We start from the raw sequence: 24,731 nt of genomic DNA, 5'->3' as shown, positions 1-24,731 counted from the left end.
ATAATATTGTACCCTTCTTTTGGAATAGATATATCAGTGATTAATTTATGATTCCTCCCAGATTTCTTCGTAGCTCTTTATAGCGTAGTCTCTTCCCTCAGGCGTTAATTTTATTATTTTGTCTTGTATATATATCTTTTTTTCTTGTTTTAAACCATCTATTATTTTTTCTAAAAAACTTTTATCCCAGTTTATATGTTTTTTTATAGTGTCTATTCCAAGTTCTACATCTTCATTTTTATCCCCTTCATGATTAAATACATGAAATAGTAGAGATTTTTCTGCGAATTCTATTTTTTGAGATTTTCTCCTTCTTATGATAGTTAAGAGCCCATTCTTAGGTGCAAAAATAAATACAAGTAAAAAGCTAATTCCTGTCATAACTGCCATAGAACCTGCTATGGATACATCAAAGTATGCTGCAAGTTGATACCCAAGTATTCCATTTATAGAACCTATTAATGCACTTAATATTATCATAATCTTTAAATCCTCTGTAAGAAGATATGCTGAAACAGGAGGCCCTATCATAAATGCTATAACAAGAATTGAACCTACTGACTCAAATGCTCCTACTGCTGTAATCGATACAAGACTCATAAGGCTATAGTGAATCAAAGAAGGCACAAATCCAAGTATAGTAGCTAGAGCTGGATCAAAAGTTACTATCTTTAGTTCTTTAAAAAATACTACTATAAATATAAGATTTAGAACTAATATAGTACCCATAGAATAAATAGCCTTAGGACCCATATCCTTTCCGAATAGTATAAGTCTATTAAAAGGTGCATATGCCAGCTCTCCTAGTAATACAGAATCTGTATCTAAATGTACTGAACCTGCATATTTGGATATTATTATTATAGCTATACTAAATAGTAAGGGAAATACTACTCCTATAGCTGAGTCTTCTGATACTAGCTTTGTACTATTTAAAACTTCCGTTAAAAATACTGTGATAACTCCCATAATAGCTGCTCCAACTATTAAAAATGGAGATGTCAAAGATTCAGTTAAGAAAAATGCTATTACTATTCCCAATAATATAGTATGAGTTATGGCATCACTCATCATAGACATCTTTCTAAGGACTAAAAATACTCCTGGAAGAGAGCAAGCTACCGCTACTATAACTGCTATTAATTGAATTTCTAATTGTGGTGACATTAATCTTCTCCCTCCTTAAAGTAATTTTCTACATAATCTATACCTTTATCTGTGATACACCATTTATCAAAATAATCCTCTTTAGTTAAACCTCGTTCCTTTAGAGCCTTAAGTTCAGTTCTAATTCGATCTTTACCTTTTGAATCTATAAATATATTTGAACCTATGGTAAATATATCATGACAATGACTTGGGTTATCATGATTCATGGCTAAATGATATAAATTTACTAATACTTGGTCTTCCCCTATTGCCATTTGATTTTTCTTTTCTCTTATATATCTCCAAACTAGACCTCTATTAGGTGCTAAAGTAAGGCTAATAAGTACTATAGTACTTATTATTATAACTATCATAGGTCCAGTGGGCAGCTTTGATACAAGAGAACTTATAATAGTACCTCCTATTCCAGAAATAGCTCCAAATACAGCAGATAATATGACCATTATATGAAGTTTATCCGTCCATTGTCTCGCTGCCACTGCTGGAGCTGTAAGCATTGCACTCATCAATATTACACCCACTGTCTGAAGTCCTATAATGATTGATGTAACTACCATGGCAAATAAGAGCATAGTAATCTTTTTAGTATCAAATCCTAGACTTTCTGCAAATTCTATATCAAAGGACACTATTTTAAATTCTTTCCAGAATACTAATACAAGAGAAATTAGTATAATACCCAATATAAATATTATCTTTACATCTCGAAGTAAAAGTGTAGATGCCTGACCAAATATAAATTTTTCAAGACCTGCTTGATTTGCATTTGGTATCTTTTGGATATAAGTCAATAGTACCAATCCTCCTCCAAAGAACACAGAAAGTATAAGAGCTAATGCACTATCAAATTTTACTTTTGAATACTTGCTTATTCCCATAATTAAAAATGTAGATATAAATCCAGAGACAAGAGCACCTAAAAGAAGAATCTCAGTATTCTTTGTCCCTGTAAGTATAAATGCCAAAGCTATCCCAGGAAGAGCTGAGTGTGATACCGCATCTCCAAGTAGACTTTCCTTTCTAATTACTGCAAAGCTTCCAAGTACTCCACTTATTATCCCAAGAAGGGCTGATCCAATAGATACTATTTGCAGAGTATAGTCTGTCAATATAAGTTCTAAAACATTCAATCCTATCACCTACCTTTTTAAAATCTTACCTGTACTTCGATATGTTTTGTTTAAGTTTTCATCTGTAAAGACCTTTTCTACTGGTCCAACTTCTACAATTTGTCTATTTAAAAGAACTACCCAGTCAAAATACTCTTCTACCGTTTGAAGATCATGATGTACCACTATTAAAGTTTTACCTCTATTTTTTAATTCTTTTAATAGCTCCACTATGGCACCTTCAGTTTTAGCATCTACTCCCTTAAAAGGTTCATCCATAAAATATATATCTGCATCTTGAACAAGAGCTCTTGCTAAAAATATCCTCTGTTGCTGACCTCCTGAAAGCTGAGATATTTGTCTATTTACAAACTCTTTCATACCTACTTTTTCTAAAGCCTCCAAGGCCAATTGTTTATCTTTTTTCCCTGGCCTTTTAAACCAACCTAATTCTCCATATCTTCCCATTAAAACTACATCTAATACATTTGCTGGAAAGTCCCAGTCTACACTTTCACTTTGAGGCACATAGCCTATATGCTTTCTATGTGCCTTATAACTTTCTCCATTAAATAATACATTTCCTGAGACTGGCTTTATTAAGTCCAACATAGCCTTTATAAGGGTAGATTTACCTGCTCCATTTGGCCCCACTATCGCCATTAAGACTGATTTTGGTATCTCTAAATCTATATCCCATAATACAGGTTTTTTACTGTATGCTACTGTCATATCTTCAACCTTTATAATATAATCCAAGTCATTCATTTAATGTCCTCCTAAAACTTATTTTAATGCATCTATAATAGTATCTATATTTTCCTTAAATGTTCCGATATAAGTTTCTGCTTCTGTTCCCTTATCTCCAGTAGAATCTGAATATAATTCTCCACCTATTTCAACATCAAAGCCTCTAGCTTTTACCGCCTCTTGAAGAGCTTCTATATTCTTTTTAGGAACAGAGGACTCTACAAATATGGCCTTTATCTGTTTTTCTACTATAAAGTCTGCCAATTCTCTCACATCTGATGTGCCCGCCTCTGCATCTGTACTTATACCTTGAAGTCCTCTTACATCAAATCCATAGGCATTTCCAAAGTATTGAAATGCATCATGAGCTGTTACAAGAATTCTCTTGTCAGGATCTAATTCTTCTATTCTATCTTTTACATAATTATCTAGTTCATTTAACTTTTCTAAATAGTCTTGTAAATTTTTATCATATGCTTCTGAGTTTTCACTATCTAACTCTTTTAATCCTTCAGCTACCCTTTCAGCTGCACCCTTCCAAATCTCTATATCAAACCACACGTGGGGATCAAAATATCCTGGATTTGTTTCAAAGTCTAAAAGCTTGCTTTCATCTAAGTTTTCATTTGCTGCAAATATTATCTTATCTTTTATATTTTCAAATACTTCTCCCATTTTCCCCTCTAGATGTAGACCATTGTATATGACCATATCTGCATCGTTCATTCTTTTTACATCTCCTGCACTTGCCTTATATAGATGAGGATCTACTCCAGGACCCATTAGAGCCTCAACATCTACAAGACCTCCCCCTATTTCTCTTACCAAATCTTCTATTATAGTTGTAGTAACTACTACTTTGTATTTCCCGCTATCATTTACTTCATTATTATCTGTACAACCTACTAATACTAATGTTAATATAGATAAAATTAAAACTGTACTTATAATCTTTTTCATATTTAATCTCTCCTTATTTTACATATATTTTATTTGTAAATTCTTTTTCTATTTCTAATGCTTTTTTATCCTTTTCTATTTTAAAAATCCCTTTTTCCATATCTTTTTCTATAAGCTTTATTCTATCTCCAAGATTTAAGCCTAAGTCTTTTACATATCTTAGAGTTTCTTTGTTCTCTTCTAATCTCTTTACAACTACTATACTACCTATGGATATTTTATCTAATGAAATAAAATCAAATAGATAATTTCCCTGATATATAGGTGTACCATGGGGACAATTTTTTGGATAATCTAAGTATTTCTCTAATCTCTCTTCTAGTTTAGAACTTGTGACATGTTCTAACAGTTCTGCTTCTTCATGTACGTCTTCCCAGCTATATCCTAACTTTTCTACTAAAAATACTTCCCAGAGAATATGCCTTTTCTTTATTCTAAGGGCTTCCTCTGCCCCAAACTCTGTAAGTTTCACACCTTTATATATTGTGTACTCTACAAATCCTTCTCCTACTAGCTTTTTAATCATTTCAGATACTGATGGCGGGGATATATCAAGGGCTGCTGCTATACTTTTAGTAGATACTTTATTTATTTCACCTCCTAGTTCATATATAGCTTTTATATAATCTTCTCTATTTTTTAACATGATTTCCTCCTTAAGATTAGGTGCGCCTAATATTATATATAATACCACTATATGCAAGTTTTAAACTTTTGTTTTGTAATTTTGAAAATAAAATGAGACGAAAAAATAGGACAAGGAATCAGGTCCCTTGTCCTATTTGATATTTATTACTCGACCACTATCTCATAAGTGATTGGTGTAGCCTTTTCTAACATAGCTGATACTCCACAGTATTTTTCTTTAGATAGAGCTACAACTTTTTCTAATTCCTCTTTAGATAAGTTTTCTCCCTTAAATCTAAAGGTTAAATGAATATTTTCATATACTCTAGGTGTACCATTTGTATTATCTGCCTCTACCTCTATAATTAAATCCTCAAGCTCAGTTTGCTTTTTTTCTAATATTGTTGTAACATCTATGCCTATGCAGCCTATTAGTCCTGCTAATAGAAGTTGTTTAGGAGTTGGACCAGCATTATCTCCCCCATTTGAAATAGGTGCATCAGTAATTAAAGTATGACCATCTAAATCCATTTCAAAACCTCTACTGCCCTTTAAATGTCCTACAAGTTTCACTTTATCCATAATTATTTCCTCCTTTAATTTTCTTTTAAAATATGACTTCATTTACAACCCTTAATTCTATCCAATGATACTTATCTATATTATAACATTACTTTAAATCTATTGGTATTATTCAAGAAATCTGAAAATGAAAATATTTATGAGGAGATGTACTTAACTATAGAAGTTGTTGATTTAAAAGTATAGTGGGTAAGATCAACGATCTCACCCACTATCAATATACTATTTTATATATTCGCTACTAACTAAAATGTCTGATAAAATTTCTGTTGGTATGACAAACTCTATAACTCCCATATACCCAGGAGCAACTTCATATTTATCAAAAGATATAACTAGCTGACTATCTTCATTAATATAAAAAGGCTGATCTGGAGAAATTTCTTTAAAACCTTCAATATCCTCTTCAATACCTTCAACCCAATAGATTTTTTCTTTATCAACTTTATTTTCATTAATCATTTGTTCTTTGATGTTTTCACTAATAATCTCTACATATTTATCATCTTCAAATAAAGAAGGCAAAGTTATTAAAATATTATCTTGCTTAGAAATTGTATCGTATTTGAATTTTGTTGAAGATGAAGCTGCAGTATTTACCGTATATCTACCTATAGCCAATATTTCATCTGTATCAGTCTTTACAACATATCCACTATCAACTCCTAAATGTCCACCACCATTTTCTTTTAATGCTTCAACTTCCACCATAAATTCATCATAAAGCTTTTTATTTTCTTCTAGATATTTTTCATTTAAACTACTTTGTAAATCTTGATTTTCCAAGCCTTCTACTTTAGGTGTTACTATATTTCCATTATAACCATCTTCATCTATCTCATACTCTCTAAAGGTTAACACCTTAACTACATCTCCAATGATAGGTATACCTCCCAAACTATCTGCAATTGCAGGACTAGTATTTATACCTGCTACTGTTATTGTAAATGCTGCAGCTATAGAAGCTGCTGGCATTAATACTTTCCTAAGGTTTTTTTGTTTTTTCATTTTCATTCTCCTCTCTTTTAATGTTTCTTCTATCATAAAGTCCAATTTCTCTGGAATAGGTGTATTCATATACTCTTGTTTCAATTGCTCTATTCTTTTGTCATCCATGCTAAACCTCCTGACTATTAATATTTATTTTTAATTTATCCAGACCTTTATATAATTTAGTTTTTACAGTATTTATATTTTGATCTAATATTTCTGATATTTCTTTTATCTTCAAGTCTTCAAAATATCTTAATATTATTATTATTCGATAGTCCTCAGGTAGATCATCTAATGCTCTTTTTAAATCTATATCTGTATAAGTATCTCTATGACCTATATCATTACTTAAAAGAAAGTCTTCACCTACCAAAATTTCCCTTTTCCTTTTTCTAATAAAATCTATAGAAGTATTTACAACTATTCTATAAAACCAAGTCTTGATAAATTTAGGTTCTTTAAGGCTATCAATAGATATAAATGCTTTATATATTGATTCTTGAACAATATCTAAGGAGTCTTCGGCATTTCTTACATAGCTGTAGGCTAGTCTGTAAATAGAGTCTTTATATTCTGTTATATAATTTTCAACATGTTGTTCTAATTTACTCCTTTTCATTTTTGAAATTTCCCTTCATTTTTGATGTACATCTAAAAGCTTTTACACTATATAGACGGATAAGTATAGCAAAAAGTTTTAATTAATTTAAAAGTGTTAAAAAATTTATCTAAAAAGCAGAAGAACCCTTAATTTTTCCATGAATTCTTCTGCTTTTTATGTATTTTTATTTATTCTTCCTCCGAGTCCTCAGGCTCTTTAAATGTATTTCTAAGCCCATATATCATAGTAATCAAATATATTCTTAGGATAACAGCTATAATTCCAGGTATAGTCATACCACTCATATTAAAAATTAAGCTTATACTTAGCAAAATGATATTCAAAATAGAAAATATAGTATAATTTCTAAGCTTTCCTATATATTCTCCTTCTAAGATATTGTAATTGTTAATCTTTAAATACTCAATTGAAGCTTCTAGGAGCTTAAAGAAAAATACAAATTCAAAACACATATAAAAAATTATCCAAATTATATTTGGAAGAAAATAACCCATTTGTCCTTGAACAAAAAAATCTATTGCCTCTCCTATAAAAGCTATTATAGTCATAAGTATTCCTAGATTTTTTACCTTTTCAAATTTATCTATTTTAGACTCTTCACAAATCTCATTTATTCCACTTAAAACAATTAAGAATCCTACAAAGCTAGGGAGTATCTTTACTATTCCCAATTTAATATTAAATGTTAATATAAAAATTCCCCAAAATATCTTGTTATATCCATTATACATTTTAAATCTCACCTCTAGCTTTTAAATATTTTATAATCCCAAAAAAGTTAAAGTCATAGAGTCTATAGTCTATATTGTATATATTTATAGAATCCTCTCTTCCATCTGGTGTTCTAAAAGTTAGCTTTGGTTGCATTTCAAATTGATTGTACCTATTTATTATATCATTTGGTGTTTTAAATATAGATTCTACTTTAAGTATAGCCCCCTCTTTAAGAGATATATCAGAGATATCTCTGTAGTCCTTTCCATTTACTTTTATTTCATAAAATCCCTTAGCTTCTTTAAATAAGCTAGATTCTAATTTCTCCAGAGTTAAATCTCTCATTATTCTTCCCGTATAACTAGATGTTCCATCAGATGAACTGCCGGAAGATTGATGATCTATGTACTTCTCATCTATGTTTTTACTATATATAATAAGTTTTCCTAAATCTACATCCAAAGTGTCACCATTATTAAATATTACTTTAGCTTTATTAAACTCTAGTTTATCAAATTCTTCAGGAAGAGTATTTGTATATAGCTCTATAGCCACTGTTTTAACTCCATATATACCTGGAGTTTCTCTCCTATGAAAAAACCAACCGTCTTGACTCATCCTAAATTGAATATCTTTATGTTCTGGAAACTCCACTCTCTGTATTTCTCTTTTGTCTGAAATATTTTTTATATAAGTTATTGGAAATACTATCTCTTGATGGATCTCATCTCTATCCATAGTACTTGAAAATGCAAATCTATCCTCCATATATGTGCTTAAAAATACAGGATTATCTAATTTAAGATAAAATACAAATATCATACTAATTATTGAAACTATTATAACTGACATAAGACCATGTTTTAATATTTTCTTATTTAAATCCACATTTATCAACTCCAGATTTTATTAATATGCATATACTATATCATATTATTTATTAATATAATGTGATATTTTCCATATAAAAAAGCCTCTAATTAAAAAATTAGAGACTTTCACATCTATGCAAACTGACTAAAATATTTAGTTTTCTTAAGGGCAATTCCTATTGGTATAAATATCAGTGCTCCACCAAATCCCTGAATAAGATTTGCAGGTATGCTTGCCATTGCAACTAAAAAACTTCCCTTCACAATTCCACCTGCAATAAAGTATCCAGATACCATCCAAATAGCACCAAATACTAGAGCAATACTATTTCTAAGATTTATTAAGTGTTCATTTTCTCCATCAGAAATTAATCCAACAAGATATCCCATTAACCCCTTTATAATAAGAGTTGGAATTATCCAGTGGGTATATCCTAAAAGTAAATCAGCCATAGCTGAACCAATTCCTCCTGCAATAGCCCCCTTTTTCTTCCCAAAAATAATTGCTGATAAAAATATCATACTATCTCCTAAGTGAATATAGCCTTCCGTTGCAATTACAGGAAACTTGATTACCATAGTTGATACAGCGACTAAAGCTATTAAAAGACCTGAGATAGTTATATTTTGAATCCTATTCCCTATTGTACTTTTATTCATAACAATACCCCCTATAAATACGATCTTTATTATTTAATTTTATTTTATCACCAAAGTGTATTGGTGTAAATATGGATTTAAGCTATTTTCCGCATATCGTAGGGGTACAATTGAGAAAATGCATTTTATTGTACTGCTTATATTTTGAATTGTTTTATAATATTAAATAGTGGTATGTATATTAACAAATGTATAAAGAAAGGAATGTTTTTATGAACAAAACTATACAAAATCAATTTAACCACAGAACTATTAGAAAGTTTAAAGATAGAAAAGTTGATCAAAAAACTTTAAATACTCTATTCAAAGTCGCTAACCACACAGCTTCCAGTGTTGCTATGCAATCCTACAGCATAATCCATATAACAGATGAAGCTAAGAAAAAATCTATATCCGAAGTTTGCAATCAAGACTATGTAGCAACTGCCCCTGAGCTATTAATATTTATTGTAGATTTATATAGAAATGCAAATATTTCTAAGGAAATGGGAACAAATATTGATGATATAATAGATATGGATAAGTTTTTCCAAGGATTTACAGATGGAGCTATCGCTGCTCAAAATATGTATGTAGCTATAGAGTCCTTAGGCATGGGTGCAGTATATCTTGGAAGCATCTTGAATGATTCTGCTAAATTGATAGATATATTAGAACTTCCACCTCTTACATTTCCAATAGTAGGATTAGGCTTTGGATACCCAGATCAAAATCCACAATTAAAACCTAGAATGGATCTTTCATCAAAAGTATTTGAAAATAAGTACCAGATTCAAGATGATTATTTAAAATCTATAGAAGAATATGATAAAACTATGCAAACTTATTATGATTTAAGAGATGATAGTAAACCCTTAGACTCATTTAGCAAGCAAGTAGTTATGCGATTTACAACTCCTAATGAAAAAAGGGCTGAAATTTTAAATGTAATTAATAAACAAGGATTTAAGTTTAGATTAAAGGATTGATAGAGACAATGGGACAGATACATTGTCTCATTTCATTTTTTAAACTTTATTTTGCATAGGAAGTGTTTCTATTTCTCAAATTTTATTGAAATTGTTGAAAATGCTGTTACAATTACAGCCAAAGAAATAACCAAAATGTCTATCCAAGTAGACAACTTAAATAAGAGACTTATAAGGGCATATATAAAGCAAATTAATGTCATTTTCAAGAATAAATCTAAATGTGCTTTTGCATATTGCTTTCTTTTTGGTAGCGAAGAAGTCTTGTTTCCAATGTTCCAGTGTGAAGTTCGAAAAGATGATTGTCATAATCATAAAAATATATTGAATTACCCTCTCCTACAACCCTTTTTCGCCCATCTTTTATCTCTAAACCAAGGTTTTCTATTCTCTTAAGATACATTTCATAATCTGATTCATCTATTTTAAATGCTATATGATTATAACTTTTTTCTACTTTTTCTCCTTCCATAATTGCAATCCAAATGTCATTTATTAAGAAAAATTTTTCTTTAGATATCGAAAACTTATTGTCTCCACTTGAATAAACTTCTTTAGCGTCGAAAATTTCTTTAAAAAACCTTGCTGTTTTTTCTAAATCTTTTACAATAAAAGTAATATGGCTAATTCCATCTATCAATTTTTCCGTCCTCCTTAAAGAATATAAATAGTCTTTACTTCATTTAATTCTACTAATATTTATCTAATCAGCAAAATATTTGCGTGCTTACTTATATTATAACTTTCAGTTTGCCTATTTATATACTCCTCTATATTTTTCAGGTAATAACCCTGCTATTTTTTTCATCATATATTCCATGACAAGATCTTCATAATCCTTTTTATTCTGCCCTATTGTTTTATTTGGAAGTCCAAATTGTTTTCCGATATTAATATGAATATCTGCATAATTAAAGGTTTCTGTACTCATATCTCCTTCAGTGTTTACAGGTAACAATTTTTCTGTACCATATAATCCTATAGGTACAATAGGAGCCCCTGTCATTCTTGCTATAAGAAGGGGGCCCCTCTTAGCTTCTATCAAACTACCAACCCTACTTCTAGTTCCCTCTGGGAAAATCAATATACTCTCCCCCTGTTTAATAAGGTTAATAATCTTCCTTAAACCATCTTTGTCAACACTATTAGGTTTTATATTCGTGGTCTTTACTACATTTATTCCTATACTCGTAACAGCATTATTTGATAGTTTTATACCTGCAACAAAAGTTGGATCAATTTCCTTTAAAGCCTTGTCTAAAACTAATCCATCAGAATTGCTTAAATGGTTACATATAAAAATAGTAGGTGTTATTATTCCCTTTAGGTTTTTCTCTCCCTTTATGCTTATATTGGCATATTTTTTTAGATATTGATCGACAATTTTTTTAGATGTGTATCTGATAAGCCTATCAGGTAAAATATTTATGATTTTTATTACTGCTGTAGATATCATTTGCCTCCCCCTTTTTTTAATTAACATATCAAAATCTATGAGCTTCCTACACTTTATAAACATATTATTAAGAAGGAGTTTGATCCAATGCTTAGCTTTACTCCGCACAGCACAATCTATTTCTAATGCTCACTAACCTATAACTCTTCTTACTTAATTTATTTAATAACTGACATCCGGATTTTTGGATTAGCATTTTTAAATCTTTCTACATTTAATTTTACCTTTAAGTCTCTATCCCCTGAAATCATTATCCAAAAATTATTATTTGTAAAATTTATAGCTTGCACTCTAGGATCCAAAATGTTTATACCTTGGCTGGATATTTCATTATTCTTTGAAGTTTTGATATTTATCTTTTTACAATCCTTTGCTAAAATAATATATATTTTTTCTAATGTCTTGCCTTTAACTCTTGTTGCTGAAGTTCTTCCTAAAATAGATGATAAATAATCCTTAGACCTATATAAAATATCTGTATGGTTTCCTTTTAATACTAGATTATTTACTCCTAAATTCCCCAATGCACTAAATGTAGTTACTGTTCCATCTCCATTAAGTGTTTTATATGCCTTTATAGGTCTTCCATCTGTCCATATGTTTTTTTGTATATTTTTAGTATCTACTAAAAATTTGTTATTTGTAGATACTCCATCTCCACTTATAATAAATGTATTATTTCTATTAACAGGTCTTTTTTCCATTGAATTTAAAAATGAATTCTCTATAGACATATCTTCTATTGGAATTTCTCTATTAATACCATGTTTTTTCATAATTAAATAATTTCCATATCCATAACTTGGCAATAAATCTCTAGCAACAGGAAAGTTTTCACGAACAGCATCTATATAATCCATATTGTGAAATAATTTATAATATAATATAAATCCTGCTTTAATAGCATTGTAAAGTATATTATTTTCTATATTAGAATACGGAAGTTTTCCTCCACTCCAAAAACAATACGCATTTACAGAGCCTAAATTTGGTGTACCCAACATAATCAATTTATCAACACATGATGGTTTAAAATAACTTATATATGTCCTGCCTAGTAAGCCTCCTAAACTATGTCCAATTAATATGACTTTACTAGATCCTGTTTTCTTTCTTACACTTTGTATATCAGACAATAGATATTTATTTACTGATTCTAAAACGGTTTTTCTCCAATCATAATAAGAAATAAAAAGGTCTTTTCCTTCTACATATCCCATTCCATTTAATATTTCAATAAAAGGTCTATAAATATCTTCCGCAAATCCAAATGAAAATTCACCTGTTCCATCTATTATATCATCGCCTAACGATCCAAAAAGCCCTGGTATAAAAATGATAGGGTAATCCATCTTAATCCCACCTTTCATTTTTATACTAGAATATTCAATAACTTTATGATGGTGAGTGAAAATCCCCAAGTACTGTAAAAAAAGTACTTGGGTACATAGTTTGGCTTAATAAGCTAAGACAAACTATGTTAAAGCAAAGAACAAAGGTATAATTATCCGAAATTTTTGTTGAATTTTTAGCAACACATTAATTTATAACAAATTCACATATGTATGCTACGCATCAGTGCTTTCGCATACCTTGGCGCCTAATTTATTTACTTTATTTGCCCACTGTGCAGAAAATAAAGAATGGTAAAGAACAGCTTTTAAGATTTTCTTCGCTCTGACATAACACTAAGTATTACATACAATATAAGAAAAACTAATGTAATGATTCTAATCAACCATATTGCCAAATCATCTCCTAGGGTGTCTCCTATGCTGTATATAAAAGCAAGTATAAACCACCCCACAGAAACAGAAGCTTTTCTACCCAATATAAATTTATTTTTTTCTTTTGAAGAAATAAATAAAGAATAACAAAACCAAAGCAAATAGCCTATTCCCAAAATAATTAATAGTCTATGGAGTAGCACATCAGGCATTGTATTAAGTTTTTCGGCGATAACATTCAGGAGAGAACTCCAATTACTATCCACAATAACTATAATTGATAACCACAATACTATGAATAGAAGTAGTACCAAACCCGGCATCACCTCAAAATATTTTTTGTATTTACTTTTATTATCCTTCATGGGTCCCACCCCTTTGCGATAATATAGGATCAATTATAGGTATATTAATAAATATAAGTACGATGCTAGCAATAAATATAACTACCCAACCTAGTACATCTTCTAATAAATGTAAATAAACTGCTTTTTCATTTAAAGATGATCCTCCCTTTAATCTTAATACTGCCAAACCATTTATAACAATACCTAATATGGCAAATACTAACATACCTTTTGCATTTACATTTTCAGGATTAAAAATCTTAGGAATTTCATTTAATATAATAATGACTGAACCTGCTACCAATATTAAACTATTTATTAATGCACCCAATAGTGAAAACCTAGCATATCCAAAAGAAAATTTTGCATCTGGTTTTTTTTCAGAATATCTTTCCAAATACCATGAAATTCCCAATGATATAGAATCTCCTAAATCATGAAGGGCATCTGATAATATTGCCATACTATTAGTCCATAATCCTCCAATAATCTCTAATATAGTAAATGTAATATTTAATAAAAATGCTACTTTTATATTATCTTCCTTTCCATGATTATGATTATGTCCCAAATCAATACACCCCTTTTTGTTTTTTCTATATCTCCCATATCATTGAATACTCAATTTCCTTAGTTTCTTTATTTTCTTTTTCTTTCTCTATTTTAAATCCATGCTTCTTATAAAAATTTATAGCCTTTAAATTTTTACCATAAACATCTAATTTTAAGATAGAATAATCTGCTTTGCATTTTTCTAGTAATTTACTTCCTATGCCTTCATTCTGATATTTATTTGAAACGAACAGTCCTGCAATATATGATTTTTTTATAATTCCTATAAATCCTTTTATTTCACCATTATCTTCATAGACAAAAACAGTAGATTTTGGCAATACATTCTTTACAAAATCATAGTTTGATTTCCAATAATCTTCTGAAATAAAATCATGGGCATCAATATTTGTTTCAAGCCAAATCTTCATTATATTATCTATTTTTGATTCTTCTAATTCTCTTATCATTAGATGTACTCCTTTTATCTTTATTGTAATTTTCTCCACTTTCAAATTCCTATTTATTATATAGTTTTATATCTGCTTATATTTACTTTCAAACTTCTCAACAATAAATTCTTTGAATTTCTTAAGATCTTCTACATCTTTTTTTCTTATTAACGATGCTTGATTTGCTGTGACATAAAAAATAAAATAATCTTTGCTCTCCATTACAGTAAAAATTTGATTGTAATTTAATTCACCTGTTGATTTAAGAGATTTGTTCTCCATTACTATTTTATCATCATAGAATTTCAAAGTATCCAGGCTATCAAAAGTGCCTGTTTTATCTGTTTTTACTCGTTGTCTATTCTTTCTTTCAATTTTAAATAAAATAATTCCAATCACTAGACCAAATAATAAAATCCAGCTTATAATAAATCCTATTAAGCTAAAATTATCATTTCCAAAGTTAATTATCATACTTCCAATTAAAGAAATCAAAATAAGAAAGGGGATTGAAAGTTTATTTTTTTTAAATACTGAGATATATAAAAATTTCCTATAGTCTTCTTTTGACATTGATGTATTTATAATGATTTTAGACTCCACCATTTTTGTCCTCCATTCTACCCCATTTCATCTCTTTCCCATGTATATCATATTTTTTTCTTTTAGATTTGATTTCTTCTATCTCTATCTTATATACATTAGTTCTTTTTAATCCTGCCTTAATAGCCATGTTGAAATAATCCATCTTTGTTGAAGTATATTTTTCACAAATAAGCTTCATGGCTTTAACTTTTTCTTCTTCCTCTTCTACTAATTTTACTTTCCCTTTCACAACTACTGATTCATATTCTGTTGTAAAGACACTACTAATAAGTAATGCTGCTTTAGATTCATCTTTTACTATTTCATCTAATTCTTCTTTTGTATAGTTTTCTGGCACTTTTACTTCTCCTACAAAAGCCACACTAACATTAGAATTTTTTTGAAATATCTTTACTTTTTTCCCATCCATAGCTGAGTGAAAATACAAATCATCTCCATCTCTTACAATTGAAATAGGGATTCCATAGGGTTCATTATCTTCATCGACCATAGAAACAACTCCATATCTTGACTTATCTATGACTTCTATAGCAAACTCTCTACTCATCTCTCTGTCTTTTCTTCTCATAGTCTCACCTTCCTATTAAGGATATATTTTCACTTTACATTTTACACTAATAAATGAGTTTATCCAATTAAATAAAGAAAACATTTTGAAAATAGAATCCAAATATAAATTTCTTCAAAGATTAGATCGCCATTTTTATACACAATATCCTTTGTACAAGTATATACTGTAATAAAATGTAAATAAAGGAGGAAATAATGTGATAGATAGTAATCTAATACCCAAATATAAATCTCAATTAACAATACCACCTGTATTTAAACCCTGTCGAGAATATGATCCTACAAGAAATAAATATATTTTAACTTATAATGTTGATATGGTAGAGATTAACACCCAAATGCTACCTGAGGGTTTTCCAGAAACTAAAGGATATGCTTATGGTGGAGTAGTCTATGATTCTGAATGCTTCAGTGGTAAATATGAAGCATCTATTCCAGGACCTACTTTTGAAGTGAAAACTGATGAGGAAGTTTTAGTCAAATGGCATAATAAACTTTGTAATCCTCATATGTTTCCAGTGGATCCTACTTTACATTGGGCAAATCCTAATAATATGCAGATACCGACAGAACCTTTTAAACCTTATCCACCAGGATATAACTTAGCTCAATATCCTATTCCCGCTGTGGTTCATTTACATGGCGGAGAAACACCTGGTAGATATGATGGATTTCCTGATGCCTGGTTTACCCATGATGACAAGAGGGGTAAAGCTTATGAAACTAACGAATATCTTTATTTAAACAAACAGCAATCATCAACACTCTTTTATCATGATCATGCTTTAGGAATTACAAGGTTGAATGTTTACGCTGGTTTAAGTGGGTTTTATCTTTTACGGGATCCTAATAATCCTTTAGATAATGATGAACTTAATATATTACCCTCTGGACCCTATGAGATTCCACTGATGATTCAAGATAAATCCTTTAACGAAGATGGTAGTTTATTCTTTAGCGCTGAAGGTGATTCTGCTAGTCATCCTTATTGGAGAAGGTTTTTTTATGGGAATACGAACCTAGTAAATGGAAAAGTTTGGCCAAATTTAGATGTAAAACAAAGAGCATATCGTTTTCGAATTGTTAATGGTGCAAATGCCAGGTTTTATAAGTTTAAACTTTCCAATGGGCAAAAATTTATTCAAATTGGAAGTGATGGAGGATATTTGCCTCATCCTGTTTGGATGGATGAAATTACATTGGCACCTGCAGAGAGAGCAGATATTATTATTGACTTTTCCAAAGCAAATATGAACGAAGAAATTCTTTTACTAAATGTTAGAGAGGACGAACAAACAGATCCATGTACAACAGGGCAAGTTATGCGATTTAGAGTTAAATATCCCTCATGTGATCAACCCTTATGTTTACCTGAAAAGCTGAACTATATACCTAAATTAAAAGAAACAGTATCCAAGCGTGTTGTTGTACTCAACGCGGTTAATAAAGACGGTACAGTGGACATGTTGCTCCTAAATGGACAAACTTTTACCTCTCCTGTATCTGAAAAACCTTTAATAGGTTCTACCCAGATTTGGGAAATTGTTAATCTTGCCACAGGACCACATCCTATTCATATTCATCTAGTGGATTGTCAAATCGTTAACCGACAAGATCTAGATAAGGATATGTATGCGGCAGATTGGCTTTGTATCAATGGTGAACCACCATTCAATCACCCCACAAAGGTAATTGATCCAGACACTTATCTTGTTGGCGATCCAATAAAGGCTTTACCCAATGAAGTAGGCTGGAAAGATACAGTAATTTGTTATCCTGGTCAAGTAACACGACTTATTCTCCCTATCTTTCCAAGCACGTTGAATCCAAAGTATATAGAGGTTGGTAAAAATTATTTTCCCTTTGATCCAACGGAATTTCCTGGGTATGTATGGCATTGTCATATGTTAGATCACGAAGATAATGAAATGATGCGACCAATGGAAATCGTAAAGGATTCTAAATAATCCATGTTAGCATAAAGTTATTGGAGGAAAACAGAACAATAGAAAATAGGCAAACTGAAGATGTAGTAACTCTTAAATCTTCCTCAGTCAAGGCATATCCTGCTTGCTTCGGCACTTGGCTTAGCAAGGGCTTCATAAGTCAAACTAAAGCAAAAACCCCGACAGCACTCACAAGACTTCTCTTGCAGATACTGCTGGGGTTTTAACCAATGTTTATTATGATTGGACACAAGAGATTGTGAATCTTGTTTTTTATCCATTATTTAATACACTTAGGTGTATCAAATATTCGTTTTATATCATTCACATCATCGTATGTATATGATATTAGTTTTATATCATCGTTTATTTCAAATATAATGTCTCCAATACAAGGACACCACCCCTTATTATATCCTTTTGTATCAATTTGTAATTTATTAAATATACATGCCCTTTTATTTATCCGATCTTTATCACATAAATTTGTAACTTGTGTACATAGTACAGTAATATCACTACCTTTTAAGTATTCTATTGTTTTTTTATCAGGGTGATTATATATATCATTTTTCCCAGTAGATATTACTGCAAACTTCGGATTAGTTTCTCTAATAATTTGTGATGTTGATAATACTCCATCCATAGAGTGAAAATAATCTCCATGATGAGGCATTTTTAAAATATCACATTTTAAATCCTTTAAATAGTTATTTAAAATATTCCATCCTTCACCTTCTAGGTCACCTGGCAATATTATCCTTTTATTTTTGTATTCAATTCTTAAAACAGTTGATGTATTGTTTATATTTTTATCACTAAAACTATTTGCTGCAAAATTATTAGGATATACTATGTTTATATCAACATCATCTACATCATCTATAGATAGTTTTATATAGTCTGTACCGTTAAATCTTTTTACCATGCAACCTATATCTAGTTTTAAATGGTTGTCCAATAACTTCCTTGTAAAGTTTACATATGTAATTTGTTCTTCCGGCTCCCTATAAACTTTATCTTTTTCCCAACAAATATTTTTTATTACTATCCCATTATTAGTTAATGAGTCTATCAAAGCATTTATGCCTCTATAATGATCTGTATGAAAATGAGTTATAATAATGTAATCTATTATATCTATATTATTATTTATCACATACTTTTTAGTTTTTAGATAGTTCCCACTATCAACAATAATTGCTCGATTTAATCCTTTTTTATCAGTCATAGTTAAAACAATAGAGTCTCCATGCCCAACATCTAAAAAAGCAATTTTCATAGGAGATGATTTATTCATTATAACCACCTCCTATAAATAAACTAAAATCATTGCTAAGTAACTTGTTAAATTCAGATTCATTTAAATAAGTATAATCTAATGGTTTTACATCTTTTATAAAAATATGTTGTTCATAAAAATCTTCCTCTTTAACTATACCTGTAAATGCCAAACCTTGATTTAATAACCAACCTGGAATCTCGTCTGTAATACTTATATATTTTATATCCTCACATTCAATGAATTGTACCTTGATATAATTATTATCTAAATCTACACTTATAGTTCTTCCTGTTAATTCAACAGTTTCTTCTATATTATTTATGTTATCAATTATTTCTTTTTTTGCACGACCACTTATATTTTTATAATATTGTTCTATTAAATTAATTTCTTCCTTAGTCAAATCAAATGAATCATAAATAATTTCATCAATTCTATTTAAGTTTTTGTCCATATTTTTACCATCTTCTATCTCTTGTACCAACATTTCTATTTTCATTTTTTGCTCATTTAAAAATCTAGGCATAGGTATACTAAGTAATGTATCCTTTTTTATATTTAATGCTCTATTTTTTGTTCCTATATATAAATTAGCCAATTTAGAATTTATTAAAGCAGCAATAATTTCTAAAGAAATATGTTCATTTTTAGGAATCATACACCAAAATGAATGACTTGGATAAATTATTTCTCGGTCTATTGCAGCCTTCGTCCTCCAAAATGTACCAGGAGTAGAATTTATGGATAAAATCACTTTTTCACTTTCTAATACATCCCTTCTGTTTGCCCTTAACCTTAAGCCCTTGTCATTACCTTTACACATAAAATTATTATTTAATATATTGTCTGGTTCATATTTTATATACTTAGTTTTCTTTTGTTCACTCCATTCAATTTTAAATTTATTAAATCCATATCTAGCATTTCTAAAAAATTTTGAATACCCTTCCTTATAGTTATCTGATACTAAAGGGTAGTTGTATTTAAATGGAATTTGTATCCCTTGTGTATAATCCACATATTGAGATATACTTTCATGTTTTTCTATCTTCTTAATTATACTGTCTATAGGTGAAAATATTATTTTACAATTATGATTTTTAAGAAATTTCTTCTGTGATTCACATACAAAATCAAAATCAAAATCTCCTTTTGTTTTAAAATTACTGATAGATTCTTTATTTTTATTTACTATCCTAACTTTAAATGGAGCATCCTTTAGTTTTGTTTCTTTAACTTTACTACCTACAATAACTGTTGTTGCACAATTATTAGTATCGAATATTCCTTTAGGTAAACTCCAAATTTCATAAATATTTATGTCATTTAATAATTTTTGTCTAGCAATCTTTCCACTATTATTCTCTAAGAAAGATTCTGGTAAAACTATTGCTAAAATTCCATCATCTTCTAGTATCCCAATATATTTTTCCAAGAATAAAGTAGCCTTCTCTATTTGTTCACCTTCTCTAATTTCTCTGTATGGAGGATTTGCAACTATAATAGAAGGTTTGTAACGCATATTGTTAATTATTGTAAAATCTTCATTATATATCTGCCATCCATTACCAAACGGAACACTCGTTAATAATAATTCTAATCTTGCCACCTCACATGCAAACTTATCTATATCTATACCTCTAATTGAATTTATTAAATATTTATGTTTTAATTCTTCATCCATTTTCTTAGGTAATAATGACTTTAATCTTTTATATGCCCCAATTAGTAAACTACCTGAGCCACAACTACCATCAAGTACATATCTATTCCTAAAATCTAACAATTCTATTGGCATAACCTTTAGCATATTATTAACAATACAATGTGGAGTATAATATATTCCTAATTCTCGTTTTAATTCTTTATTCTTTATATCATCACTTTCAAACAAAGTATTTTCATAAAAATTTCCTAAAATTTTATTATCAATACTTCTGTAAGATAAATCATTTCTAAAACTGTTATATATTAAATCAATTAAATGTTCTCCATATTTATATAAATGCTCCTTGTCAAAGTAATCACTATATTGTATAGAAAGTATACCTATAATATCATGTATGTTTTGATGCCTTTTACCTAAAACTAATTTATCATTTAGTATCTTAGCAGCAATAATATGCATGATAATACTAGTTAAATCTTTTACTTCCTGTTCATTGTCTACATTTATAATCTTCTTACCTTTATATATCGCATTTTTAAATTCTTTCCCTAATAGTTCACAGTTTATCTTTGATGCAAACTTAAATAAGTTATTTGCATTAAAAAATGTAAGTTGTTCTATCTCTTCTTTAGATGAAACAATTTTATTATAGTCTAGTTTAACTCTATTTAATGCAAAATGTTCTCCTAATTCATCATACTTTAACTCCCAAATCTTCTCAGACCTTTTCTCGACAGATATCTTCCAAACATTAACCTTGTTTCGCTTTGGTACTATTAGTATTGGGGTTGCACTATATACTGATTCCTTAACTACTTGTATCTCTTCTTTTTGATTATCGCAATATTTAACCAATATACAGGATGTTGATGTATCTTGAATTTTATCATGACCAAATGCAACAAAGTCAAAATATATGACTTTATTATCTGTTATAATAGGATAATTCTTAGCAATCTTTCCCCTATCATATCCTATGCTATATAAAGAATTTTTTACATAGTTTAATGATTCTAGTCTAGTGGTCATACCATCACCTCCTTTGATTAGTTAAAACTAATGCTTACATATACTATATTAACTTATTTGTCAAGTATTTACTAGTATTTTTTATATTTAAATAGTTATATCGTGAGATTTCAAATTTTTTTAACTTTAATATAAGTAATTTCCAATCGTTATCTTTAATATTTCCTCTTATCACTCTATTTAGAGCAACCTTTCTTAAGTAACAAATTCAGTAATTCCTATGTTTACTTGCTTATACTTAAATATATATACTTATTTATATTATTACCCTAATACCTTGAATTTACTTAGCCTAAAGATATTTTTTAACTACAATCCTATGTGCTAGGCTTAATGTAACCTGAAAATAAAGTTCTTCCCCCCAACACCCCTCAAACCCACTATCCACCTACATTACTGCCTTTCCCATGAAAATAAAGTTCTTCAAGGAGGTTCAGGAAAATAATCTATAAAATGCAGTAGTTTCAAGGGATTAGAAGGATTAAAAAAAGAGAAAAAAAAGAGAGAAATGAAAAATGGGATAAAAAAACAAGAGAAAAATGGGGATAAATCGTAAGCGTTGAATAAAAGATGTATTGTATAAATATAGGGATATCGGTATGATATCCCTATAATAGTATTTATTCAGATTTACATGATTTTTGGACTAAATCATCCCAAGGCATCATTAGCTCTAGGATTTTAGGATTGGTTTTAAGATTGGATCCTGGTAATATTGACAGGATGTATTCTAAATATTTATAGGGGTTTAGTCCATTTGCTTTTGCTGTTTCTACTAGGGTGTAGACACAGGCACTTGCGTAGGCACCTTTTGGACTTCCGCAGAAGGTCCAATTTTTTCTACCTACTGTAAATGGTCTTATACTGTTTTCTGCAATATTATTGGATATGACACAGTTTCCATCTTCTAAGTAGGTTTCTAATTTTTCTTTATGATTTAGAGCATATTGTAATGCTTGTCCTATTTTAGATTTGGGAAGTACTTTATCATTATTATTTTCTACCCATAACCAAAAGGCCTCTAGAAGTGGTTTTTCTTTTTCTAGACGCTTAATTTTTCTTTTTTCTGGAGTGAGATCTTTAAACTTTCTTTCCCAATCAAAGAGTTTATTACAATATGCTATTCCTTTTGCTGGTAGACTTGCTTCTTCACTTTTTACATCTTTTGGAAGGGCATCTTTAAAGTATCTTCTAAGATGGGCCCAGCACAAACATTGGTGGATATCTTTTACCTTGTTATATCCTGAATATCCATCTGTATGGAGGTAGCCATTGAATCCTTTTAGGAAATCCTTGGCATTGTCTCCTGTTCTACCAGGTGCATATTTAAATATTCTTATTCCTCTCTTTGCATTAACTGAAGTAGAATACACCCACATATATGATTTTGTGGTATTTTTCTTACCTTCTTCATTTAATACTTGAACTGGAGTCTCATCAGCATGTAAATATTTATCTTTTAATAGTTCTTCCCTTAGCTTTTCTACTATGGGATTTAACCATTCTTCTGATGTTTTAATTATCCAGTTGGATAGGGTTGCTCTACTTATGGGAAAGCCCATCTGTTTCCAATCTTTTTCTTGCCTGTATAGTGGTACTGACTGTACAAACTTTTGATACATGGTCCAGGCTACTGATGATGCTGTGGCATAGGAATGCTGAAGTACAGGCTCGGGTGTATTTGGATTAAAGATTCCAGGTCTTCCTTCTTTTTTACATGTTCTACACTCATAATTTTCTTGATATATATTAATTACAGATATTTCTGCCGGTATGTATCTGATTTCTGATCTTACGAATTTTCTTCCTACAACTGAGAGTCTCTTTCCATCAATTGGGCAGATTTGCTGGGATTCTTCCAGCCTAAATATTTGATCTTGGCTAGGTAGGTTTTTAAACAAGTCTTTTCTCTTGTAGCCTTTTCTAGTTCTTTTAATAGGCTCTTCAAATGGAACAGGTTCTTGTATAGAGAAGTCGGCTTCTTTTTCAACTTCGTTAAATAGACCTAATTCCATATCATTAATGATTAATTGGCCGTCTATGGCAGAAGTCTTTTCTGTCTTTCTTCCATAGAGTTTCTTAATTAGGTATTCCATATTTTCATTAGCCTTTTTCAACTCTTCTCTAAGGCCTTCTATGGTTTTATTCTGTAATTCAATTGTATCTTGAAGTGTCTTTATCAAAGAGTTTTCATTCATTGGAATTTAGCCTTTCTAATATGTTTTATTTAAATATATTATATCATTTTCCTAACCTACAAACAACAAAAAAATACTTGAAACTATGTAATTTTGAGCAGTTTCAAGCATCTATATTATCCTTTTGTTATCTATCTTTTGAATGACCTTTTTTTGATCAATTGATAAACCCTCTATTAGCCATCTATATTGCTGAGGAGTAATTTCCCTAACATCTTCTTCAGTTCTTGGCCACTGAAACACCCCGCCTTCAAGCCTTTTGTAGAGAAGAAGAAATCCATCTCCCTCCCAAAGCAACGCTTTTATCCTATCTCTTTTACCTCCACAAAAGAGGAAAAGCGCATTTTCAAATGGATTTAGCTTAAAGTTTTGAGATACTATAGCGGAAAGACCGTCAATTGATTTTCTCATATCAGTCTTACCGCAGGCAATGTATATTCGTATATCATCCGGAAATTTAATTCTCATGATTATTTACCAATTAAATTAATTACTATACCTAATGTATTTGGATCTGCCCCATTTAGAATTTCAATTTCATTTCCATTTGAGCGCAAGATAGCACAGATACCTTTATTGTTAGATTTAGATCCTACTATATTGGCTTTAGCTTCACTTGGCTTAACTTCTATAAATTGAGTTTGACCTGTAACAGCTAGTGTTCCTGCTTTAATTAGGGCTTCTTGTCTGATTACTCGCTGCCAATAGTAGAATTTGGTTCTTGAAATATCATTTTCTTCACACCATTCTTTTATGGACTGGTCACTTTCACTATGCCTTTTAATGATTTCCGACCATTGAGCCTTAAGTATTTCATGTTTAGTAGCTTTCATAGTTGTAATGTTAATCATCTCCCTACACTTTCAA

General features: G+C 29.9%; 26 protein-coding genes. 2 read left to right on the top strand and 24 right to left on the bottom strand.

Features of this window, described 5'->3' with window-relative positions:
• Positions 1-45: 45 nt before the first annotated feature.
• The 11 genes from AC4PG3_RS01950 to AC4PG3_RS01900 form a co-directional block, all read right to left on the bottom strand.
• Positions 46-1,167, bottom strand: coding sequence for a metal ABC transporter permease (locus AC4PG3_RS01950; protein WP_492197401.1), 1,122 nt, complete (start codon positions 1,165-1,167; stop codon positions 46-48).
• Positions 1,167-2,300 carry a metal ABC transporter permease gene (locus AC4PG3_RS01945; protein ID WP_492197400.1) on the bottom strand — a complete coding sequence of 378 codons (1,134 nt, stop codon included), beginning with the start codon at positions 2,298-2,300 and terminating at the stop codon, positions 1,167-1,169. The genes AC4PG3_RS01950 and AC4PG3_RS01945 overlap by 1 nt, the downstream gene beginning before the upstream one ends.
• Before the next feature lie 9 nt (positions 2,301-2,309).
• Positions 2,310-3,047, bottom strand: a complete 738-nt coding sequence (locus tag AC4PG3_RS01940; protein WP_492197399.1) for a metal ABC transporter ATP-binding protein — start codon at positions 3,045-3,047, stop codon at positions 2,310-2,312.
• Between the two features lie 18 nt (positions 3,048-3,065).
• On the bottom strand, positions 3,066-3,989 hold the full coding sequence (locus AC4PG3_RS01935) for a metal ABC transporter solute-binding protein, Zn/Mn family (protein ID WP_492197398.1): 924 nt from the start codon (positions 3,987-3,989) through the stop codon (positions 3,066-3,068).
• Positions 3,990-4,002: 13 nt separating this feature from the next.
• Entirely contained in the window at positions 4,003-4,635 is a 633-nt protein-coding gene (locus tag AC4PG3_RS01930) for a metal-dependent transcriptional regulator (RefSeq protein WP_492197397.1), read from the bottom strand.
• 146 nt (positions 4,636-4,781) lie between these two features.
• Positions 4,782-5,198: an OsmC family protein gene (locus AC4PG3_RS01925; protein WP_492197396.1), complete on the bottom strand. Its 417-nt coding sequence runs from the start codon at positions 5,196-5,198 to the stop codon at positions 4,782-4,784.
• 222 nt (positions 5,199-5,420) lie between these two features.
• The gene (rsiV, locus tag AC4PG3_RS01920; RefSeq protein WP_492197395.1) at positions 5,421-6,314 is read right to left on the bottom strand and encodes an anti-sigma-V factor RsiV; all 894 of its coding nucleotides are present in this window, start codon (positions 6,312-6,314) and stop codon (positions 5,421-5,423) included.
• 1 nt (position 6,315) lies between these two features.
• Entirely contained in the window at positions 6,316-6,810 is a 495-nt protein-coding gene (gene sigV / locus AC4PG3_RS01915; RefSeq protein WP_492197394.1) for an RNA polymerase sigma factor SigV, read from the bottom strand.
• A gap of 170 nt (positions 6,811-6,980) precedes the next feature.
• Entirely contained in the window at positions 6,981-7,544 is a 564-nt protein-coding gene (locus AC4PG3_RS01910) for a hypothetical protein (protein ID WP_492197393.1), read from the bottom strand.
• Position 7,545: 1 nt separating this feature from the next.
• Positions 7,546-8,415, bottom strand: a complete 870-nt coding sequence (locus tag AC4PG3_RS01905) for a hypothetical protein (RefSeq protein ID WP_492197392.1) — start codon at positions 8,413-8,415, stop codon at positions 7,546-7,548.
• 116 nt (positions 8,416-8,531) lie between these two features.
• Positions 8,532-9,059, bottom strand: a complete 528-nt coding sequence (locus tag AC4PG3_RS01900; RefSeq protein WP_492197391.1) for an ECF transporter S component — start codon at positions 9,057-9,059, stop codon at positions 8,532-8,534.
• A 212-nt stretch (positions 9,060-9,271) separates the two neighbouring features.
• Here AC4PG3_RS01900 and AC4PG3_RS01895 point away from each other — a divergent pair, with 212 nt between their 5' ends.
• The gene (locus AC4PG3_RS01895) at positions 9,272-10,027 is read left to right on the top strand and encodes an NADPH-dependent oxidoreductase (RefSeq protein ID WP_492197390.1); all 756 of its coding nucleotides are present in this window, start codon (positions 9,272-9,274) and stop codon (positions 10,025-10,027) included.
• Between the two features lie 217 nt (positions 10,028-10,244).
• On the opposite strand, the gene fosX is transcribed toward AC4PG3_RS01895, so the two are convergent.
• The 8 genes from fosX to AC4PG3_RS01855 form a co-directional block, all read right to left on the bottom strand.
• Positions 10,245-10,667: a FosX/FosE/FosI family fosfomycin resistance hydrolase gene (gene fosX / locus AC4PG3_RS01890; RefSeq protein ID WP_492197389.1), complete on the bottom strand. Its 423-nt coding sequence runs from the start codon at positions 10,665-10,667 to the stop codon at positions 10,245-10,247.
• Between the two features lie 114 nt (positions 10,668-10,781).
• Positions 10,782-11,483, bottom strand: coding sequence for a lysophospholipid acyltransferase family protein (locus tag AC4PG3_RS01885; RefSeq protein ID WP_492197388.1), 702 nt, complete (start codon positions 11,481-11,483; stop codon positions 10,782-10,784).
• Positions 11,484-11,641: 158 nt separating this feature from the next.
• Positions 11,642-12,835 (bottom strand): esterase/lipase family protein, encoded by a 1,194-nt coding sequence (locus tag AC4PG3_RS01880; RefSeq protein WP_492197387.1) that lies wholly within the window; start codon positions 12,833-12,835, stop codon positions 11,642-11,644.
• Between the two features lie 308 nt (positions 12,836-13,143).
• Positions 13,144-13,575 (bottom strand): hypothetical protein, encoded by a 432-nt coding sequence (locus AC4PG3_RS01875; protein WP_492197386.1) that lies wholly within the window; start codon positions 13,573-13,575, stop codon positions 13,144-13,146.
• The gene (locus AC4PG3_RS01870) at positions 13,565-14,128 is read right to left on the bottom strand and encodes a cation diffusion facilitator family transporter (RefSeq protein WP_492197385.1); all 564 of its coding nucleotides are present in this window, start codon (positions 14,126-14,128) and stop codon (positions 13,565-13,567) included. Before AC4PG3_RS01870 ends, AC4PG3_RS01875 begins: the two co-directional genes overlap by 11 nt.
• 25 nt (positions 14,129-14,153) lie before the next feature.
• Positions 14,154-14,579: an N-acetyltransferase gene (locus AC4PG3_RS01865; protein ID WP_492197384.1), complete on the bottom strand. Its 426-nt coding sequence runs from the start codon at positions 14,577-14,579 to the stop codon at positions 14,154-14,156.
• A gap of 66 nt (positions 14,580-14,645) precedes the next feature.
• On the bottom strand, positions 14,646-15,167 hold the full coding sequence (locus AC4PG3_RS01860) for a YcxB family protein (protein WP_492197383.1): 522 nt from the start codon (positions 15,165-15,167) through the stop codon (positions 14,646-14,648).
• Positions 15,154-15,735 (bottom strand): pyridoxamine 5'-phosphate oxidase family protein, encoded by a 582-nt coding sequence (locus tag AC4PG3_RS01855; protein WP_492197382.1) that lies wholly within the window; start codon positions 15,733-15,735, stop codon positions 15,154-15,156. Before AC4PG3_RS01855 ends, AC4PG3_RS01860 begins: the two co-directional genes overlap by 14 nt.
• A gap of 199 nt (positions 15,736-15,934) precedes the next feature.
• On the opposite strand from AC4PG3_RS01855, the gene AC4PG3_RS01850 reads away from it, so the two are divergent.
• Positions 15,935-17,704, top strand: coding sequence for a multicopper oxidase domain-containing protein (locus AC4PG3_RS01850; protein ID WP_492197381.1), 1,770 nt, complete (start codon positions 15,935-15,937; stop codon positions 17,702-17,704).
• 259 nt (positions 17,705-17,963) lie between these two features.
• Here the strand turns inward: AC4PG3_RS01850 and AC4PG3_RS01845 are convergent, their stop codons facing one another.
• The 5 genes from AC4PG3_RS01845 to tnpA all read right to left on the bottom strand — a co-directional run bounded on the left by AC4PG3_RS01845 (position 17,964) and on the right by tnpA (position 24,715).
• Positions 17,964-18,983: a ComEC/Rec2 family competence protein gene (locus AC4PG3_RS01845; RefSeq protein ID WP_492197380.1), complete on the bottom strand. Its 1,020-nt coding sequence runs from the start codon at positions 18,981-18,983 to the stop codon at positions 17,964-17,966.
• Positions 18,976-21,666, bottom strand: a complete 2,691-nt coding sequence (locus tag AC4PG3_RS01840; protein ID WP_492197379.1) for an N-6 DNA methylase — start codon at positions 21,664-21,666, stop codon at positions 18,976-18,978. The genes AC4PG3_RS01845 and AC4PG3_RS01840 overlap by 8 nt, the downstream gene beginning before the upstream one ends.
• 620 nt (positions 21,667-22,286) lie before the next feature.
• Positions 22,287-23,846 carry an IS66 family transposase gene (gene tnpC, locus AC4PG3_RS01835; protein WP_492198183.1) on the bottom strand — a complete coding sequence of 520 codons (1,560 nt, stop codon included), beginning with the start codon at positions 23,844-23,846 and terminating at the stop codon, positions 22,287-22,289.
• A 129-nt stretch (positions 23,847-23,975) separates the two neighbouring features.
• Positions 23,976-24,332 carry an IS66 family insertion sequence element accessory protein TnpB gene (tnpB, locus tag AC4PG3_RS01830; protein WP_492196141.1) on the bottom strand — a complete coding sequence of 119 codons (357 nt, stop codon included), beginning with the start codon at positions 24,330-24,332 and terminating at the stop codon, positions 23,976-23,978.
• 2 nt (positions 24,333-24,334) lie between these two features.
• The gene (gene tnpA, locus AC4PG3_RS01825) at positions 24,335-24,715 is read right to left on the bottom strand and encodes an IS66 family insertion sequence element accessory protein TnpA (RefSeq protein WP_492196142.1); all 381 of its coding nucleotides are present in this window, start codon (positions 24,713-24,715) and stop codon (positions 24,335-24,337) included.
• Positions 24,716-24,731: the final 16 nt, after the last annotated feature.

The sequence above is a fragment of the Tissierella sp. QWL-11 genome (genome assembly GCF_058683765.1).
The sequence above is the reverse complement of the archived record's forward strand: the minus strand, read 5'-3'. Positions and strand labels throughout refer to the sequence as shown.

Coding starts and splice junctions, on each gene's coding strand:
- tnpB (WP_492196141.1), bottom strand. CDS start 24,332: ATGAGAATTAAATTTCCGGATGATATACGAATATACATTGCCTGCGGT.
- AC4PG3_RS01910 (WP_492197393.1), bottom strand. CDS start 7,544: ATGTATAATGGATATAACAAGATATTTTGGGGAATTTTTATATTAACA.
- tnpA (WP_492196142.1), bottom strand. CDS start 24,715: ATGATTAACATTACAACTATGAAAGCTACTAAACATGAAATACTTAAG.
- AC4PG3_RS01880 (WP_492197387.1), bottom strand. CDS start 12,835: ATGGATTACCCTATCATTTTTATACCAGGGCTTTTTGGATCGTTAGGC.
- AC4PG3_RS01950 (WP_492197401.1), bottom strand. CDS start 1,167: ATGTCACCACAATTAGAAATTCAATTAATAGCAGTTATAGTAGCGGTA.
- AC4PG3_RS01875 (WP_492197386.1), bottom strand. CDS start 13,575: ATGAAGGATAATAAAAGTAAATACAAAAAATATTTTGAGGTGATGCCG.
- sigV (WP_492197394.1), bottom strand. CDS start 6,810: ATGAAAAGGAGTAAATTAGAACAACATGTTGAAAATTATATAACAGAA.
- AC4PG3_RS01885 (WP_492197388.1), bottom strand. CDS start 11,483: ATGATATCTACAGCAGTAATAAAAATCATAAATATTTTACCTGATAGG.
- AC4PG3_RS01845 (WP_492197380.1), bottom strand. CDS start 18,983: ATGAATAAATCATCTCCTATGAAAATTGCTTTTTTAGATGTTGGGCAT.
- AC4PG3_RS01930 (WP_492197397.1), bottom strand. CDS start 4,635: ATGTTAAAAAATAGAGAAGATTATATAAAAGCTATATATGAACTAGGA.
- AC4PG3_RS01855 (WP_492197382.1), bottom strand. CDS start 15,735: ATGAGAAGAAAAGACAGAGAGATGAGTAGAGAGTTTGCTATAGAAGTC.
- AC4PG3_RS01925 (WP_492197396.1), bottom strand. CDS start 5,198: ATGGATAAAGTGAAACTTGTAGGACATTTAAAGGGCAGTAGAGGTTTT.
- AC4PG3_RS01900 (WP_492197391.1), bottom strand. CDS start 9,059: ATGAATAAAAGTACAATAGGGAATAGGATTCAAAATATAACTATCTCA.
- AC4PG3_RS01940 (WP_492197399.1), bottom strand. CDS start 3,047: ATGAATGACTTGGATTATATTATAAAGGTTGAAGATATGACAGTAGCA.
- AC4PG3_RS01840 (WP_492197379.1), bottom strand. CDS start 21,666: ATGACCACTAGACTAGAATCATTAAACTATGTAAAAAATTCTTTATAT.
- rsiV (WP_492197395.1), bottom strand. CDS start 6,314: ATGGATGACAAAAGAATAGAGCAATTGAAACAAGAGTATATGAATACA.
- AC4PG3_RS01860 (WP_492197383.1), bottom strand. CDS start 15,167: ATGGTGGAGTCTAAAATCATTATAAATACATCAATGTCAAAAGAAGAC.
- AC4PG3_RS01935 (WP_492197398.1), bottom strand. CDS start 3,989: ATGAAAAAGATTATAAGTACAGTTTTAATTTTATCTATATTAACATTA.
- AC4PG3_RS01865 (WP_492197384.1), bottom strand. CDS start 14,579: ATGATAAGAGAATTAGAAGAATCAAAAATAGATAATATAATGAAGATT.
- AC4PG3_RS01895 (WP_492197390.1), top strand. CDS start 9,272: ATGAACAAAACTATACAAAATCAATTTAACCACAGAACTATTAGAAAG.